Below are 14,893 nucleotides of genomic sequence, written 5' to 3'. Positions count from 1 at the left end.
ACCGGTCCCGGTGTGCTCAGCCGGGCACGGAGGCGTCCAGCGGGAAGGAACTGCTCGCACCGGTGAGTTCGAGCAGTCGCAGCAACTGGTGGCTGGGCGCGGCCAGGCGCAGGACGTGTCCGGTCCGGACAGCCTGCCGCCGGGCGTCCAGCAGCGTGTTGAGGCCCGCGGAATCGCAGAAGGACGAATTCCGCAGGTCGACGATGATGTCGGCGCCCTCGGGGGCCTGCGAGAGGGCTGCGGCGAGTGTCTCCCGCAGTTCGCCCGCATGATCCAGGTCCATGTCGCCGCTCACCGGCACCACGTAGGGATCGTAGGGATCGCGGAAGCCGGTGTCGGCGGCGGCTTCCGGAACGGGCGCGTCCTCGGCAGCCATGACGTACCTCCTCGTACATGAGGCACCTGCCCGGGGCGGTATCTCTCAACCGTCCTCCCGTCCATGGGACCGCGGAGCGGCGCCGAGCGCATACTGGGCGCATGGCGAGCCCGACGACCGCCGTCCGGCGGCTCCGGCGGCAGGCCGGCGAGGCGGTCTTCCAGCGTGTCGCCGGGCCCGACGGAGCCCGCAACCGGGAGCGGATCCACGCGACTCCCGGACCGCGCTGGTTCGCGCCGGACCGGCCGGTCGGGCGGGTGCACGGGGACGCGTCGATGTTCGTCGGCGGTCTCGCCGCCCTGCTGCTCCAGTCCCTGCACCCCGTCGCGATGGCCGCGGTGGCGGCGCACTCCGGTTACCGCGGTGACCCGTGGGGCCGCCTGCACCGGACCAGCACCTTCCTGGCGGTCACCACCTTCGGTACGAGCGCCGACGCCGAGGCGGCCGTGGCGTGTGTCCGGGCGGTGCACGCCCGGGTCCGGGGCCGGACGGCCGACGGCGTGCCGTACCGGGCCGACGACCCGGAGCTGCTGGGCTGGGTGCACGTAGCCGAGGCGGACTGCTTCCTGCGGGCCCACCAGCGGTACGGCAGAGCACCGCTGGATCCGGCCGGCTGCGACGCGTACCTCGCCGACACGGCGCGGGTGGCCCGGGCGCTGGGCGCGGACCGGCCGCCGCGGGACGTGCGGGAGCTGGCGGTGCGGATGGCCGAATACCGGCCCGTCCTGCGGCCGACGGACGCCTCCCGGGACACGGCCCGTTTCCTGCTCACCGATCCGCCGCTGCCGGGGGCCGCCCGGCTGCCGTACGCGCTGCTCGCGGCGGCGGCCGTGGACCTGCTGCCGGGCTGGGCGAGGACGGCGGTCACCGCCGGTTCGGGGGCCGCTGCCGAGCGGATGCCGGGCGTGGCCGCCCGCGCGGGCGGCCACGTCGTGACCCGGGCGATCCGCTGGGCGCTGCCGCCGGCTCCTGGCCGCGCGGCTCAGTACCCCGCGGGTCAGGACTCCTCGTCCGGGTAGCCCCAGTCGATCTCCGCCCTGGCGGCGGCGGTCACGTCGGCGACGGTCGTCGCGAAGAGCGATTCGAAGTGCGGCTGCCACCGGTGGAAGCCCGAGATGGAGAGCGGGAAGCGGCTTTTGCCCAGGACGCGGCACGCACCGTCGGCGTCGGCGTCGGCGGAGACCGTGATACGGACGTAGCCGTCCATGGACTCCTCGCGCATCAGTTCCTCGAGGGCGCCGACGATCTCCCGGGCCTGCGGCTCGTCGGCGACGCCGGTGACGGTGAATGCAAGATCGATGTTGACTGACATGGTGGGAGGATAGGGGGTGTCTTTGCCCCGTCCCGACCGGAGAAGTGAAGGACCGATGACGCTCCAGGAAGGCCAGCGGGTCAGGCTGGCGGCAGACCTTCGGCTCGCCGGGACAGTGCGCACGGCTCAGGACGGCCCGGCGGACGAGGACACCGTCGTCGGTTCGCTGTCCCTCGCTTCGGGCACCGCGGGCACCGTGGAGCGGGTGGACGCGCCCCGGGAGCGGGAGCAGAGCCACGAGGTGCGCGAGTACGTACGGCTCAAGGCGCTCCTGGACGACTTCGGTCATCAGATGCCCCCGGCGAGCAGGCGGCAGCTGGAGGAGCAGGTGACTTCTCTCGAACCCGCGTGGACGGCCCACCGGGAGCACGGCCCGCGCGTGACGGTCCGCGTCCGCCTCGACAACGGCTTCGTCCTCGACGACGCGCGCGCGGACGCGTTCACCCCCGCCTGACCTTCCGGCAGGGGCACGCCGACCGCCCTGCGCGCGGCGCGGTCCGGCGCCCGGGCGGGTTCTGGGCGTGCCCGCCGAGGACCCGGACGCCGGGGCGGTCCGCACGGCTGCCGGCTGCCCGCCGGGGGCCGGGCTCGCTTCCAGTGACGTTTCTGTGGTGAACCGGCTAGGCCGTCGGGGTGAGTAAAGGCTTCATCCGCGAAAGTTCCGCTCTTCACCAAGGAAGGATCTGTTTTAGGTAAAGAGCCCTGGTGGCGCGGCTCTCTGCCCTTCCTGTGCCGATGCGCTCCTCGGAGGAACAGAACGATGACTTACGGGAACAAGCTGCGGGAACAGATCGCCGAGCCGGGCACCACGCCGCTCATCGGGGTGTACGACATGTACTCGGCCTCGGTGGCGGCCGCGCACTACGACGGGATGTTCGTCTCCGGATTCGGGTTCGCCGCCTCCTACTACGGGCTGCCCGACATCGGATTCATCGCCTGGCCCGACATGGTGGCCTTCGTCCAGCGACTGCGCGGCGCCTTCCCCCGTCACCACCTGCTCGTCGACATCGACGACGGCTACGTCGACCCCGAAGTGGCCTGCCACGTCGTGGAGGGCCTGGAACGGATGGGCGCCTCCGGCGTGATCCTGGAGGACCAGAAGCGCCCGCGGCGCTGCGGTCACGCCGACGGCAAGCAGGTGCTGCCGCTGACGGAGTACCTGGAGAAGCTGGAGATGGTGCTGGCGACCCGCAAGGACCTGGTCGTCGTGGCCCGGACCGACGCGACGGAGGAGGCCGACATCATCCACCGCGCGCAGGCCCTGGCGGCGACCGACGCGGACGTCGTCCTCGTCGACGGGGTCCGCAGCGTGGAGTGGATCGAGCGGATCCGTGAGGCCGTCGGCGGCAAGCCGCTGCTGTTCAACCAGATCGCCGGCGGCAAGTCACCGCGGCTCTCGCTCACCGAGCTGACCGACCTCGGTGTCGACCTGGCCATCTACAGCACCCCGTGCCTGTTCGCCGCGCACAAGGCGATGGACACCGCCCTCGCCGAACTGCGGCTCGCCGACGGGCGGCTGCCCGCGGCCGACGGGGGCGAGGAGGTCGGGGTCGGCGAGTCCACGAGGCTGCTGACCAAGAACATCTCGCGCCACCGCCCCGTACCGGTGGCACGTGAGAGCGTGAAGGTGTGACCGGCGCGCGCATCCGGGCCGCGGCCGCGCTCGCGGTGGCCCTCATCGGTGGCGGCGCGGCGCCGGCCGCCGCGAGCGGCAGCCTGATCACCGTCATCGACAATTCGCACTCCGACTCCGTCATCGAGGTCGACCGCGCGGCCAATCTCCAGAGCGGGAGCGGGACGGCGGGCAGTGACCACGACGGCAGCGCCGTCGAGGTGCTCGCCACCCTCGTCGACGCGGTGCGCCCCGGCGACGGCGGGAACGGCTGACGGCCGGACGGACAGGCGACGAGGCGACGAGGCGGCAAAAAACGGCCGGCCGGCCCCGCTCAGGCGGGGCCGGCCGGTACGTGCGCGTGGCAGAGGTGTCCGGCCGACCTCAGTCCTCGCCGGTCAGGCCGAGTTCCTCGACCACGTCGCCGAGGTCGTCGGTCAGGTCGTCCGAGAGCTCGTCGACGGGGCCGTCGGCCGGTGCCGACGCCCGGGTGGGCGCGCCCGGGCCGGCGGCGGGCATCGCGGCGTGGGCGGAGGTGGCGGCCGTGAGGGCGGAGCCCGCGAGGGCCAGGGCGAGGGCGGCGGTTCGTACATTCAGTCGCATGCCCTGGGAACGATCTTGCCCGGCGGGAGTCACCCCCCATGACCTGGGTGGGTGCGGCCGGTGGTGACATGCACTCCCGAACCACATGCACCCCCGAACCGGCCGTGCCACGCTGGTTGCAGCACTCGGGGAAGGCAGCCGCGACGAACGGAGCGCGCTGTGAACGGTTGGTATCCCGCCGCCCCGCTGCGCCGCGGCCTGGCCGCCACCTGCGCCGCGCTGCTGTTCCTGGCGCTGACCTCCGGTACGGCCACCGGCGCGGCCCCGGCCCCGACGCCCGCTCCGACGCCCTCCCCCACTCCCACGCCGTCCCCCGCCGGCGGGCTCGACCCGCGCATCACGGAGATCATGCGGGGGCCGGAGTACCGCAACGCCCAGTGGGGCCTGCTGCAGACCGGACCGGACGGCGGCCGCGTGGTGCACAGCATGTTCCCCGAGCAGTTCTTCATCCCCGGGTCGACCGCCAAGCTGGTCAGCGTCTCGGGTCCGTGGCACACCCTCGGCTCCGACCACCGCTTCGTGACCCCGGTCTACGCGGTCGGTGAGCGCAGGGGCGCCACCCTGACCGGCGACCTCGACCTCGTCGCACAGGGCGACCTCACCATGGGCGGCAGGACCCGCCCCGACGGCACGGTGGCGTACACGGACCTCGACCACACCTACGCCAACGACTTCACGGGGGCGACCCTGACCCCGGAGAACCCCCTCGCCGGGATCGACGAGCTCGCCCGCCAGGTCCGCGCCTCCGGCATCACCCGCGTGGACGGGGACGTGATCGTGGACAGCCGGCTGTTCGCGCCCGATCCCGTCCTCGACCCGACCCCCACGCCGCTGATCATCAACGACAACCTGATCGACCTCATGACCACCCCGGGGGACCGCGCGGGCGCCGCCGCCCGGCTGGACTGGCGGCCGAAGGTCGCCCCGTACCAGGTCGCTTCCACGGTGAAGACGGTCGCGGCCGGCGGGCCGACCGACATCACGGTGACGGCCACCGACGGCGGCACGCGCATCCGGCTGTCGGGAACGATCGCGGCGGACGCCGAGCCCCTGCTGCGCACCTCCCCCGTCACCGACCCCGCCGCCTTCGGGCGCACCGCGCTGATCGAGGCACTGGAGCGGGCCGGGGTCCGGGTCACCGCGGATCCGACGGGCCCCAATCCGGTCGGCCGGCTGCCCCGCGACTACGACGGCCGGCCGCGGGTGGCCGCGTACACGTCGCCTCCCTACGCCCAGTACGCGAAGCTGATCCTCAAGGTCAGCCACAATCTGGGCGCCAACCTGGGCATCTGCCTGATGGCCGTCACGACCGGCAGCCGCCAGTGCGAGGACGGCTTCCCGGTGCTCGCCGACTTCCTGGACGAGGCGGGCGTCGACCGCGGACAGCTCCAGCTGATGGACGGCCGGGGCGGCAACCCCGCCGACCGGGCCACGCCCGAGGTGCTGGTGCAGATGCTGGCGTACTGGCAGGGCACCCCCGACGCGAAGCTCTTCCGCGAGTCCCTGCCCATCCTCGGCGTCGACGGGCTGCTGGCGGAGAACTGCCGTGACTGCCCGGCCCGCGGAAAGGTGTTCGCCAAGACCGGAGCGGCGGTCGGCGGGGACTCGCTCAACGACCGGCTGGCCGTCGGAGCGATCACCATCGCCGGGTACCTGGACCGGGGCGACGGCCGTTTCGACCCCTTCTACGCGGGCGTCAACGGCGCCTCCACACCAGGCCCGAACACCCAGGACGTCGTCGCGATCGCCAATGACCTCGCCATGATCGCCGCCTACCTCCAGGAGGCCCCGCCGTCACCCTGACGATCCGTCACCGGGCCCGTGCGGCCCGGTCCTGGCGGTGATCAGGTAGTAGTCCAGGATCCGCTGCTCCCAGGCGGCCATGAAGTTCCGCGGCCAGGTGCCGGGCGCCCAGAAGCGGGCGAGCCAGCGGTCCCAGCCGGGCCAGACCTGCGGGCCGATCGAGTCCGCCCGTACGCCGGCGAAGCCCGCCTCGGCCAGGGCGTCCGCCAGCCGGGAGACGGGCCGGGCGATGTCGAGTCCGCCGGCGAACGTCTCCAGCAGCCCCGCGAGCCGCTCCTCGGGCGCGGGCGCGCCGTCGACGGTGAAGAAACCGGCGACAGCCACCCGGCCGCCCGGGCGCAGGACCCGCGCCGCCTCGCGGGCGAACGCCGGCAGGTCCGGGAAGTGCTGGACGGCCTCGACGCTGTAGAGGCAGTCGAACTCCGCGTCGCCCAGCGGCAGGCTCTCGGCCGCCCCGAGCAGGAAGCGCAGCCGCTGCGGCCGGGCGGCGAGGAGCGGGGAGTTCGCTTCGCGGGCCCGCCGGAGCTGCTGAGGGTGGATGTCCACCCCGGTGATGCTTGCGGGTCCGTACTCGTCGAGGGCCAGCGCGCATCCGAGGCCGAGGCCGCAGCCGACCTCCACGGCCCGGCCGCCGGTGGGGGCGACGGCGTCGAGCACGTGCCGGTAGAGGTCCTGCTCGCTGCGGATCCGGTCGTCCTGCGACAGCGGTCCTTCGAGGTCGACGCGGTGCCAGTAGCCGAAGTTGATGAACCCTCCGGCGAACACCGGCACGGTGCTGAGGTCGGCCGGTCCGTACGTCTCCCACACCTGGGGCCGTACGAACGGAGCGGGTCGTCCCACGGGGTCTTCCACGGGGTCTTCCACGGGGTCTTCCGGCACCACGCCACCGCCTCCTCGGGACGGGGGCGTTGCGCCCCTGGGCCATCAGTGTGGCCGGTGAAACCCCGTCACGACAGAGGGCACGCCCGGCCCTCGGCGGTCCCGCCCCGCAGGCCGCGGCGCCCTAGGCTGACCGTATGGATCACGCCGCCGACGCACCCGCCGACGCACCCGCAGACGTGGCGGCCGCCGCCGCGGCCCGGCTGAAGGAGCGGCTCTACGCCACGATCACCATGATCTCCGTGGTGATCGGCCTGGTCGCGTCGGAGCACGCCACCGCCGCCGGGGCCGCGGCCACGGTGCTGACCGCCGCCGTCGGACTGTGGCTGGCCGCCCTCGTCTCCGATCAGGTGGCCCACCGGGTGGTCCACGGACGGCTCGCCACCGGAGCCGAGCTGCGGCACATGCTGTGGATCGGCAGTCCGCTGCTGCTGTCCGCCATCGGCCCGCTGATCCTCATCGCCTCCTCCGCCCTGGGGGTGATGGACCTGCGCACGGCCCTGTACGCATCGGCCGGTGTGAGTGTCGCCGGCCTTTTCGGGTGGGGCTGGTACGGCAGCGTCCGCATGGGCAGCGGCGTGGCCGTCGCCCTGCTCGCCGGCGCGCTCGACGCGGCGATCGGCCTGGCCGTGGCCCTGGTGAAGGCCGCGGCGGGCCACTGAGCGGTGCGCGGTGAACAGTTCGTCATATACCGAAGCGATGGGGCATCCTGGACGTATGAACGAGTTGCATCCCGGGCCGCCCGCGAGCACCCCGGCCCCGGCGGGGGCCCCGGGCTCCATGGACGCCCCGGCCCCCGCGGCCCGTTTGGCGGCCTTCGCCGCCGCCCTGGCCGACGAGACTCGGGCCGCGATCTGCATGACGCTGCTGGAGGGGCGTGCCTGGACCGCCGGCGAGCTGGCCCGGATCACCGGCGTGGCACCCTCCACCGTCTCCGGCCACCTGACCCGGCTGCTCGATGCCGGGATCTGCGTGACCGAGCGCCAGGGCCGCCACAGCTACGTGCGCGTCGCCGATGCGGCGACCGCCCGCCTGCTCGACGAGCTCGCCTCTCACGTGGTCCCGGACCGGGACGCCCCGCACGCCGTACCGGTGGTCGGCGCGCCGGACCCGCTGGCCCGGGCCCGTACCTGCTACGACCACTTCGCCGGCCGGCTGGGCATGGCGGTGACCGACGCGATGGAGCGGCGCGGCCTGCTGCGCACGGACGGCGTGTTCGAGCTCACGGAAGCGGGCCGGCTCTGGTGCGCCGAGGCCGGTATCGGCCTCGACGGCGGGGGGCGCAGGCGGGCGGCGGCGAGCTCCTGCCTGGACTGGACCGAACGGCGCCGTCATCTGGGCGGCCTGGCCGGGGCGCGGCTGTGCGCGCGGTCGCTGGAGGAGGGGTGGGTGGTGCGCCCGCCGGGCGGCGGGCGCGCGCTGGAGGTCACCGCGGCGGGCGAACGGGCCTTCGGCGCCCTGCTGGGGATCAGCGCGCGGGCCTGGGCCTGAGGAGTCCGCGTCGCGGTGGGCGCGGGGCGGTCCGTCCCCGCCGGGACCCTGGAGCGATATTTCGGTCGATGCCGAAATGTTGCAGTCGTAGAGTGGCGGCATGACCCTCCGCTCGAGTCAGATCCCGCCCGGCGTGCTCACGGTCGGCGCCGTCACCTTCACCGTGTTCGCCTGGGCATCCGCCTTCGTCTCCATCCGCAGCGCGGGCGCCGCGTACTCCCCGGGCGCGCTGGCCCTCGGCCGGCTGCTGGCCGCCTCGCTGGTGCTGGGCGTCCTGCTCCTGGTCGGCCGCCAGGGCCTGCCGCCCCGTGAGGCCTGGCGGGGGATCCTGGTCTCCGGCGTCGTGTGGTTCTGCGGCTACACGGTCGCGCTGAACTGGGGTGAGCGGCTGGTCGACGCCGGTACGGCCGCCCTGCTCGTGAACACCGGGCCCATCCTCATGGCGCTGCTCGCGGCCCGCCTGCTGGGCGAGGCGCTCCCGCCGCGCCTGCTGGCGGGCATGGCCGTCTCCTTCGTCGGCGCGGTGGTCGTGGGCCTGTCGATGTCGTCCGGGGACGGCGGCTCGACCTCGCTCCTCGGCGTCGCCCTCTGCCTGCTCGCGGCGGTGGCGTACGCGACCGGTGTCATCGCGCAGAAGCCCGCCCTCTCCTACGGAACACCCCTCCAGATCACGGCGTACAGCTGCATGACGGGCGCCGCGGTCTGCCTGCCCTTCACCGGCCGGCTGCTCGACGAACTGCCCCGGGCGCCGCTCTCGGCAACCCTGAACATGGTCTACCTGGGCGTGGTCCCCACCGCCCTGGCCTTCACCACGTGGACGTACGCGCTGGCGCGGATGCCCGCCGGCCGGCTCGGTGCGACGACGTACGCGGTCCCGGCCATCGTCGTCCTGCTGAGCTGGGCCCTGCTGGCCGAGGTACCGGGCTGGCTGACGCTCCTCGGCGGGGTGCTGTGCCTGGCCGGCGTGGCGGTCTCCCGGTACGCGCCGCGCACCCCTCGAAACCCGCGGACTCCCGTGGACGGCACCCCCCTCGCTCACGCGAAAGGCACCCGCACATGAGGATCCTCACGGTCGGCGCGTCCACGGGCAGCGCCTGACCGCCGCGGGCGACCTTGCCGGCGCACGCCCCCGGGGCCGCCCGCCGCGCCTCACCCGGATGCCCCGTGCAGTGGGCATCCGGGCCGCCGGGCCGTTGACTGGGAGGCCCGGAACATCCTTGGAGGCGTGGTGGCGAAGGTCGCGTGGACGCGTGGTGCGGCAGGTGCGGTGCTGTCGGCGGTGGCGCTCGGCGCCGCGGCCTGCTCGGGCGGCGACGGCACCCCGTCCGGGGCCGTCTCCAGCGCCGCTTCGGCGGTGAGGTCGGCCGGCGAGGCCGTTTCGTCGGCCGCCTCCGAGGCCGCGAAGGCCGCCGAGTCCGCGGCCGCGGTCGCGAAGGACAAGCTCGCCGACGTCAAGAACGGCGTCGACGCCAAGGACCAGGTGACCCTGGGGACAGTGACCACCGCCACCGACGGGTACACGACGGTTCCCGTGACCGTACGGAACACCGACGACGCCACCAAGTCCTTCGCGGTGCAGGTCGAGTTCAAGGACGAGAGCGGCAGTCTCGTCGACACCGTGGTGGTGACGGTCTCCGACGTCGCGGGGAAGGGCACCGGGCAGGGTACGGCTCGCAGCACGCACAAGCTGTCCGGCACCGTGACGGCGCAGACCGGCACGGCCCTGCGCTACTGAACCGCCGCGGCGCCGGCCGGCCGTCCGTGTCCGGAGGGGGACGGGGCGGCGGGCCGCGCGCTACCCTCCCGCCATGGTTGACATGGACATGAAGCAAGCGGGGCCGTTCCGCGGCCGTCCGCGCCGTGCGCCTCGGAGCGGACGCGCCCTCCGCACCCTCACCCTGGTGTGCCTCCTCCTGCTGGCGCTGCCGGGGACCGCGGCCACCGCCTCCGCCCCGGCCGCCCGCCCACCCGCAGCCGCGCCGTCCGGCACATCCGCCGGCACACCCGCCGGCACACCGTCCGCCGCGACGGAGGCCGCGGCGGACGCCCGCTGGGGTGACCGGCGCCTCGACGAGGTCTCCTTCCTGACCACCCACAACGCCTTCACCAACTACCAGGACTCACGCTGGACTTCGGTGAACCAGTCCGAATCGGTGCGCGCCCAGCTCGAAGGCGGCGTTCGCGGCCTGAGCCTGGACACCCACTGGTACGAGCGCAGCACCTGGCTGTGCGTCATCAGCTTCGGCAGCGACTGCTACCCCAGTGACGTGTACCTGTGCCACGGCGACTGCAAGACCTTCGCCGGTGCCACGTACGCCCTGCCGCGCCAGTCCTTCCACGGCACGATGCAGACCGTGGTGGACTTCCTCGCCGCTCACCCCCAGGAGGTCGTGACGGTCTTCCTGGAGGACTACGTGAGCGCCGAGCAGCTGCGGCAGTCCCTCGGCCGGGTCCGGGGGCTGTCCGACATGGTCTTCCGGCCCGACGAGTGGGGCGTACGGCAGAACGGATGGCCGAAGGTCGCCGACCTCGTGACCTCCGGCAAGCGGCTGCTGATCTTCTCCGACCGGTCCGACCGCGAGTACCTGGGCGTCATGTACGACAGGTCCTGGACGGTGAGCAACTTCTGGAGCCTCGGGGACCTGGGCAACGACCTGACGTGCGTCAGCCGCTGGTCGGACGTGCCCCTGGACCGGCAGGAGCCCGGCTTCCGGCGCCTGTTCACGATGAGCCACCACCGCAACGTGCCCACCGTGCTGACGGCGGCTCTGGACAACGGCGCGAAGCTGCGCAACCGCATCGCCGAGCAGTGCCGGCCCGCGGCCGGGGGCCGCGACCCGAACTTCGTCTCGGTCGACTTCCACCGCCTGTCCGACAGCAGCGGCCACTCCCCCGCGTCGATCGTCGCCGAGCTCGGCGCGCGCCGCTAGAGCGGACCTCGCGCCCTACCGGGGCGGGCCGGGTTCGGGCAGGATGACCCGGCGCACCGCAGGTCACCAGCGGCGTCCCGCCCGGCCCCGCACGCGATCCGGAGGTCCCCTTTGACGTGGCACGACGACCAGGCCCGGCGGGACGAGCTGTACCGCGACCCGTACCCGCTGTACGACCGCGCCCGCCGCGCCGAGGGGCTGACGTACGTACCCGAGTTCGACGCGTGGCTCGTCGCGCGGGACCGCGACGTGCGGGAGGTGCTCCTGCGTGCGGAGGAGTTCTCCTCCGCGAACGCCCTGCTGCCGGACATCCGGCTCTCCGAGGCGGCGCTCGGGGTCCTGCCGCGCGGGTTCGGACCGCGGCCCACGGTCGTGTCCTCGGACGGCGCCGCCCACCGCCGGCACCGGGCCCCCCTGAACCGGGGGCTGTCGGCCGCGCGGGTGGCGGCGCTGGTCCCGTACGTGCGGACGTGCGCCGCGGAGCTGGTGGACGGCTTCGCGGCGGGCGGCTCCGCCGACCTCGTCGCGGCCTACGCGCAGCGGCTGCCCGGCATGGTGGTCGGACGGCTGATCGGGCTGGACCCCGCCGATGTGCCCGCGGCCGTGCACGGCGGCTACCGGGCCGAGGAGCTGCTGTTCCGGCCGCTGCCGCCGCAGGAACAGGCGGCCGCCGCCGAGGACGTGGTCGCGCTGCAGCACCTGCTGGACGGGTACGTGCGCGACCGGCGCGCCCACCCCCGGGAGGACCTGTGCTCGGGCATGGTGGCCGCCCTCGCCCCCGGCACGGGCGAGCTCACCCTGGAGCAGCGCCACGAGCTGGTGACGAGCCTGCAGAACCTGCTGATCGCCGGGTTCCTCACCGCCGGAGCCCTGATCGGCACGACGCTGCTGCACCTGCTCGACGACGACCGGCGGCAGTGGCGGATGCTCTGCGCCGATCCCTCGCTGATCCCGGCGGCGGTGGAGGAGACCGCCCGTCACGACACCGCCATCCAGGCCTTCCGGCGGACCACCACCCGGCCGGTGGCGCTCGGCGGGACGGAGCTGCCCGCCGGGGCCGCGCTCCTGGTGGCGTACGGCGCGGCCAACCGGGACCCGGACCGGTACGAGCGGCCGGGCGAGTTCGACATCACCCGGCCCGTGAACCGGCACCACCTCGCGTTCGGGATCGGGCCGCACGGCTGCCCCGGCTCCCGGCTCGCGCGCGAGCAACTCCGCCTCACGCTCGAGCTGCTGACGAGCCGTCTGCCGGGGCTGCGGCTGGACCCGGGCCGTCCGCGGCCCCGGATGCGGCCCACCCTGATCCACCGCTCGCCGGAGGCACTGCACGTGACCTGGTGACGAGGGAGCAGCACGGCCGCCCGGAGCCGGTCGTCATCGGGGCGCGGATCCGGGGCCGGAGGCAACCTCGCGGGGGCGCGTCGCGTCCTTCCTGGCAGGACCCGCCGGCCCGGACGGCGCGTGCACCGCGGAGAGGACATGTGATGAGTGAGAAGGCCCGGCGGCTGTTCGACGCCCTCGACCTCGACCAGGACGGCACCCTGACCCGCGCCGAGGTCATCGGCGCCCTGCGCTCCAAGGGACCGACCCTCGCCGCGCAGGGGGCGATCCCCTTCTGGGGGGTGGGGGACACCGAGGACTCCTCGGCGCTCTTCGACGCGGCGGACCAGAACGGAGACCGGGTGCTGAGCTTCGAGGAGTTCGCGGCCGTGGTCGACCGCCGTTTCGGCTGGTAGCGGCCGCACCGTCCGGGTGGGCGGCCTCGCGGCGTCCCGCGTGCGGCGCCCGTCGGGCGGCGGGAGAATGACATGGGCGGCGGGGCGCCCACGCGGGCGGTTACGGCCCCGGCCGGCCCGCGGCACGGTCAACCCGCACGGGGCGGACGAGTCAGGTGATCGCTCATGTGCCGGTGGCTTGCGTATTCGGGAACCCCCGTGCTGCTCGACACCATCCTGTACAAACCCGCCCACTCACTGATCGACCAGAGCCTCCACTCGAAGCTGGGCGTGGAGACGACCAACGGCGACGGCTTCGGCATCGGCTGGTATCCGGTCGGCGGCAGCGGCGACGGCACGCCCGCCCTGATGAAGGACGTCGGGCCCGCCTGGAACAACCGCAACCTGCGGGAGCTCGCGGACCACGTCACCTCCCCCGTCTTCTTCGCCCACATCCGGGCGTCGACGGGTACGGCCGTGCAGCAGACGAACTGTCACCCGTTCCGGCACGGCCGCTGGATGTGGATGCACAACGGGGCCATCTCCGGCTTCCACGCGATGCGCAGGGACCTCGCGCTGCTCGTCGACCCCGCGCTGTTCGGAGAGATCGAGGGCACGACGGACTCCGAGGTCATGTTCTACCTGGCGCTCACCTTCGGCCTGGAGGAGGACCCGCCGGCCGCGGTCGCCCGGATGGTGGGCGTGGTGGAGCGGGTCGGCCACGAGCACGGCGTGGAGTTCCCGATGCAGATGACGGTGGCCGTCACCGACGGAACCAGCGTGTGGGCCTTCCGCTACTCCAGCCAGGGCACCTCCCGGTCGCTGTTCTACAGCAGCCGGGTGGACACCCTGCGCAGGCTGCACCCCGACATCCGCTTTCTCCAGGAGGCGTCCGACGAGACCCGCCTGGTGGTGTCCGAGCCGCTCGGCGACCTGCCGGGCGCGTGGAACGAGGTGCCGGAGAGCAGCTACGGCGTCGTTCGGGCGGGCGCGGACGGGCTGTACCCGTTCAGCCCGCTGGCGGCCTGACGCCGGTGCGGACCTCCGTACGGGCCTCCGTGCGGGCCTCCGTACGGGCCTCCGTACGGGGCGGGGGCACGGCGGCGGCCGTGGCGACGCGCGGCAGGGCGTACGGGTGCTTCTCGGCCAGCCAGGCCACCAGTTGCTCGCGGACCTCGCAGCGGGCGGTCCACAGCAGGTCCGGGTCCTTGGCGGTGACGATCGCCCGTACCACGATGGTGGTGGGGGTGGCCTCGGTGACGGCCAGGTCCCAGCCCCGGCCGTCCCAGGCCTCGCAGCCGTCGAGGATCTCCTTCAGCTTCTCCCGCATGAGGGCGACGGGGGCCGTGTGGTCGCAGTGGACGAACACCGTGCCGGTCATCTGGATGCCGCCGCGCGACCAGTTCTCGAAGGGCCGCGAGGTGAAGTACGAGACGGGCATGGTGATCCGGCGCTCGTCCCAGGTGCGCACGGCGATCAGGGTGAGGGTCACCTCCTCGACCACACCCCACTCCCCGTCGACGACGACGGTGTCGCCGATGCGTACCATGTCGCCGAAGGCGATCTGGAAGCCGGCGAAGACGTTGCCGAGAGTGGACTGGGCCGCCACACCCGCGACGATGCCGATGATGCCCGCCGAGGCCAGGACGGACGTGCCGACGGCCCGGAAGGCGGGGAAGGTGAGGAGCATCGCGGCCGCCGCGACCACCGCGACGACGGCGGTGACGATCCTCCGGATGAGCGTCACCTGGGTACGGACGCGGCGCACGCGTGAGGGGTCGCGCGTGCCCAGCGCATAGCGGGCGTAGGAGGATTCGACCACGGCGGAGGCGACGCCGACGACGCACCAGGCGCCCGCCCCGATCAGGACGAGCGTCAGGGTCCGGCCCACGGCGGCCTCGTGGTCGCGCAGCGGCTGCCAGGCGATCTGGCGGTACGCCCCGCGCAGCACCGCGGTGAACAGCAGCACGCGCAGCGACGGTCCGCAGCGGCGCAGCATGTTCCACAGCGGTGTCTCGGGGTGACGGGCGTCGGCCCGCCGCAGCAGCAGGTCGCTGAGGCGGCCCACGACGAGGGTGAGCACGACGGAGCCGCCCAGGACGGCCAGCAGTCGGACGAAACTGTTCATGACTCCCCGGTGTCAGGTCTCGGGAACGGGTCGGGGCGGCCGGG

General features: G+C 73.7%; 18 protein-coding genes. 13 read left to right on the top strand and 5 right to left on the bottom strand.

All coding sequences use genetic code 11. The features are described from left to right. Nucleotides 1-16: 16 nt before the first annotated feature. Nucleotides 17-376, bottom strand: coding sequence for an STAS domain-containing protein (locus NRK68_RS31310; protein ID WP_183064533.1), 360 nt, complete (start codon nucleotides 374-376; stop codon nucleotides 17-19). Nucleotides 377-477: 101 nt separating this feature from the next. Here NRK68_RS31310 and NRK68_RS31305 point away from each other — a divergent pair, with 101 nt between their 5' ends. Further along, nucleotides 478-1,395: an oxygenase MpaB family protein gene (locus NRK68_RS31305; protein WP_257857428.1), complete on the top strand. Its 918-nt coding sequence runs from the start codon at nucleotides 478-480 to the stop codon at nucleotides 1,393-1,395. Here the strand turns inward: NRK68_RS31305 and NRK68_RS31300 are convergent. Further along, nucleotides 1,374-1,688: a hypothetical protein gene (locus tag NRK68_RS31300; protein WP_257857427.1), complete on the bottom strand. Its 315-nt coding sequence runs from the start codon at nucleotides 1,686-1,688 to the stop codon at nucleotides 1,374-1,376. The two genes, NRK68_RS31305 and NRK68_RS31300, sit on opposite strands and share 22 nt — an antisense overlap. Nucleotides 1,689-1,743: 55 nt before the next feature. Here NRK68_RS31300 and NRK68_RS31295 point away from each other — a divergent pair, with 55 nt between their 5' ends. The 3 genes from NRK68_RS31295 (at nucleotide 1,744) to NRK68_RS31285 (ending at nucleotide 3,575) form a co-directional block, all read left to right on the top strand. Next, nucleotides 1,744-2,142, top strand: coding sequence for a hypothetical protein (locus NRK68_RS31295; protein ID WP_257857426.1), 399 nt, complete (start codon nucleotides 1,744-1,746; stop codon nucleotides 2,140-2,142). Nucleotides 2,143-2,448: 306 nt separating this feature from the next. Next, nucleotides 2,449-3,321, top strand: a complete 873-nt coding sequence (locus NRK68_RS31290; protein ID WP_183064529.1) for an isocitrate lyase/PEP mutase family protein — start codon at nucleotides 2,449-2,451, stop codon at nucleotides 3,319-3,321. Further along, nucleotides 3,318-3,575 (top strand): hypothetical protein, encoded by a 258-nt coding sequence (locus NRK68_RS31285; protein ID WP_257857425.1) that lies wholly within the window; start codon nucleotides 3,318-3,320, stop codon nucleotides 3,573-3,575. Before NRK68_RS31290 ends, NRK68_RS31285 begins: the two co-directional genes overlap by 4 nt. Before the next feature lie 109 nt (nucleotides 3,576-3,684). On the opposite strand, the gene NRK68_RS31280 is transcribed toward NRK68_RS31285, so the two are convergent. Continuing rightward, nucleotides 3,685-3,903 (bottom strand): hypothetical protein, encoded by a 219-nt coding sequence (locus tag NRK68_RS31280; protein ID WP_183064527.1) that lies wholly within the window; start codon nucleotides 3,901-3,903, stop codon nucleotides 3,685-3,687. A 159-nt stretch (nucleotides 3,904-4,062) separates the two neighbouring features. Here NRK68_RS31280 and dacB point away from each other — a divergent pair, with 159 nt between their 5' ends. Next, a complete protein-coding gene (gene dacB, locus NRK68_RS31275) occupies nucleotides 4,063-5,706 on the top strand; it encodes a D-alanyl-D-alanine carboxypeptidase/D-alanyl-D-alanine endopeptidase (RefSeq protein ID WP_257857424.1) in 1,644 nt (547 codons plus the stop codon). On the opposite strand, the gene NRK68_RS31270 is transcribed toward dacB, so the two are convergent. Continuing rightward, nucleotides 5,698-6,546: a class I SAM-dependent methyltransferase gene (locus tag NRK68_RS31270; RefSeq protein ID WP_257857423.1), complete on the bottom strand. Its 849-nt coding sequence runs from the start codon at nucleotides 6,544-6,546 to the stop codon at nucleotides 5,698-5,700. The genes dacB and NRK68_RS31270 overlap by 9 nt on opposite strands. Before the next feature lie 176 nt (nucleotides 6,547-6,722). Between NRK68_RS31270 and NRK68_RS31265 the strand changes: the two genes are divergently transcribed. From NRK68_RS31265 to NRK68_RS31230, 8 genes are all read left to right on the top strand, one after another. Beyond that, complete coding sequence (locus NRK68_RS31265) at nucleotides 6,723-7,247, top strand: hypothetical protein (protein WP_257857422.1); 525 nt, start codon at nucleotides 6,723-6,725, stop codon at nucleotides 7,245-7,247. Between the two features lie 118 nt (nucleotides 7,248-7,365). After that, nucleotides 7,366-8,076 (top strand): ArsR/SmtB family transcription factor, encoded by a 711-nt coding sequence (locus tag NRK68_RS31260; RefSeq protein ID WP_183064901.1) that lies wholly within the window; start codon nucleotides 7,366-7,368, stop codon nucleotides 8,074-8,076. A gap of 100 nt (nucleotides 8,077-8,176) precedes the next feature. Continuing rightward, nucleotides 8,177-9,136 carry a DMT family transporter gene (locus NRK68_RS31255; RefSeq protein WP_183064524.1) on the top strand — a complete coding sequence of 320 codons (960 nt, stop codon included), beginning with the start codon at nucleotides 8,177-8,179 and terminating at the stop codon, nucleotides 9,134-9,136. Nucleotides 9,137-9,301: 165 nt separating this feature from the next. Further along, nucleotides 9,302-9,811 (top strand): hypothetical protein, encoded by a 510-nt coding sequence (locus NRK68_RS31250; RefSeq protein ID WP_183064523.1) that lies wholly within the window; start codon nucleotides 9,302-9,304, stop codon nucleotides 9,809-9,811. 73 nt (nucleotides 9,812-9,884) lie between these two features. After that, complete coding sequence (locus NRK68_RS31245) at nucleotides 9,885-11,006, top strand: PI-PLC domain-containing protein (RefSeq protein WP_257857421.1); 1,122 nt, start codon at nucleotides 9,885-9,887, stop codon at nucleotides 11,004-11,006. 111 nt (nucleotides 11,007-11,117) lie between these two features. Further along, nucleotides 11,118-12,347, top strand: a complete 1,230-nt coding sequence (locus NRK68_RS31240) for a cytochrome P450 (RefSeq protein WP_257857420.1) — start codon at nucleotides 11,118-11,120, stop codon at nucleotides 12,345-12,347. A 143-nt stretch (nucleotides 12,348-12,490) separates the two neighbouring features. Next, nucleotides 12,491-12,742 carry an EF-hand domain-containing protein gene (locus NRK68_RS31235; RefSeq protein ID WP_030027310.1) on the top strand — a complete coding sequence of 84 codons (252 nt, stop codon included), beginning with the start codon at nucleotides 12,491-12,493 and terminating at the stop codon, nucleotides 12,740-12,742. Between the two features lie 165 nt (nucleotides 12,743-12,907). After that, nucleotides 12,908-13,750 (top strand): class II glutamine amidotransferase, encoded by an 843-nt coding sequence (locus tag NRK68_RS31230; RefSeq protein ID WP_183064520.1) that lies wholly within the window; start codon nucleotides 12,908-12,910, stop codon nucleotides 13,748-13,750. On the opposite strand, the gene NRK68_RS31225 is transcribed toward NRK68_RS31230, so the two are convergent. Then, nucleotides 13,731-14,849: a mechanosensitive ion channel family protein gene (locus NRK68_RS31225; protein WP_183064519.1), complete on the bottom strand. Its 1,119-nt coding sequence runs from the start codon at nucleotides 14,847-14,849 to the stop codon at nucleotides 13,731-13,733. The two genes, NRK68_RS31230 and NRK68_RS31225, sit on opposite strands and share 20 nt — an antisense overlap. Nucleotides 14,850-14,893: the final 44 nt, after the last annotated feature.

Origin of the sequence: Streptomyces yangpuensis, assembly GCF_024666385.1 — a bacterium.
Taxonomy (GTDB): Bacteria; Actinomycetota; Actinomycetes; order Streptomycetales; family Streptomycetaceae; genus Streptomyces; species Streptomyces yangpuensis.
Note: the sequence above shows the minus strand (reverse complement) of the source record. Positions and strands in the feature narration are given on the sequence as shown.

Excerpts from the sequence above, each read along its gene's own strand:
- NRK68_RS31310 (WP_183064533.1), bottom strand. The coding sequence starts at position 376 with ATGGCTGCCGAGGACGCGCCCGTTCCGGAAGCCGCCGCCGACACCGGC.
- NRK68_RS31305 (WP_257857428.1), top strand. The coding sequence starts at position 478 with ATGGCGAGCCCGACGACCGCCGTCCGGCGGCTCCGGCGGCAGGCCGGC.
- NRK68_RS31300 (WP_257857427.1), bottom strand. The coding sequence starts at position 1,688 with ATGTCAGTCAACATCGATCTTGCATTCACCGTCACCGGCGTCGCCGAC.
- NRK68_RS31295 (WP_257857426.1), top strand. The coding sequence starts at position 1,744 with ATGACGCTCCAGGAAGGCCAGCGGGTCAGGCTGGCGGCAGACCTTCGG.
- NRK68_RS31290 (WP_183064529.1), top strand. The coding sequence starts at position 2,449 with ATGACTTACGGGAACAAGCTGCGGGAACAGATCGCCGAGCCGGGCACC.
- NRK68_RS31280 (WP_183064527.1), bottom strand. The coding sequence starts at position 3,903 with ATGCGACTGAATGTACGAACCGCCGCCCTCGCCCTGGCCCTCGCGGGC.
- NRK68_RS31265 (WP_257857422.1), top strand. The coding sequence starts at position 6,723 with ATGGATCACGCCGCCGACGCACCCGCCGACGCACCCGCAGACGTGGCG.
- NRK68_RS31260 (WP_183064901.1), top strand. The coding sequence starts at position 7,366 with ATGGACGCCCCGGCCCCCGCGGCCCGTTTGGCGGCCTTCGCCGCCGCC.
- NRK68_RS31255 (WP_183064524.1), top strand. The coding sequence starts at position 8,177 with ATGACCCTCCGCTCGAGTCAGATCCCGCCCGGCGTGCTCACGGTCGGC.
- NRK68_RS31245 (WP_257857421.1), top strand. The coding sequence starts at position 9,885 with ATGGTTGACATGGACATGAAGCAAGCGGGGCCGTTCCGCGGCCGTCCG.
- NRK68_RS31235 (WP_030027310.1), top strand. The coding sequence starts at position 12,491 with ATGAGTGAGAAGGCCCGGCGGCTGTTCGACGCCCTCGACCTCGACCAG.
- NRK68_RS31230 (WP_183064520.1), top strand. The coding sequence starts at position 12,908 with ATGTGCCGGTGGCTTGCGTATTCGGGAACCCCCGTGCTGCTCGACACC.
- NRK68_RS31225 (WP_183064519.1), bottom strand. The coding sequence starts at position 14,849 with ATGAACAGTTTCGTCCGACTGCTGGCCGTCCTGGGCGGCTCCGTCGTG.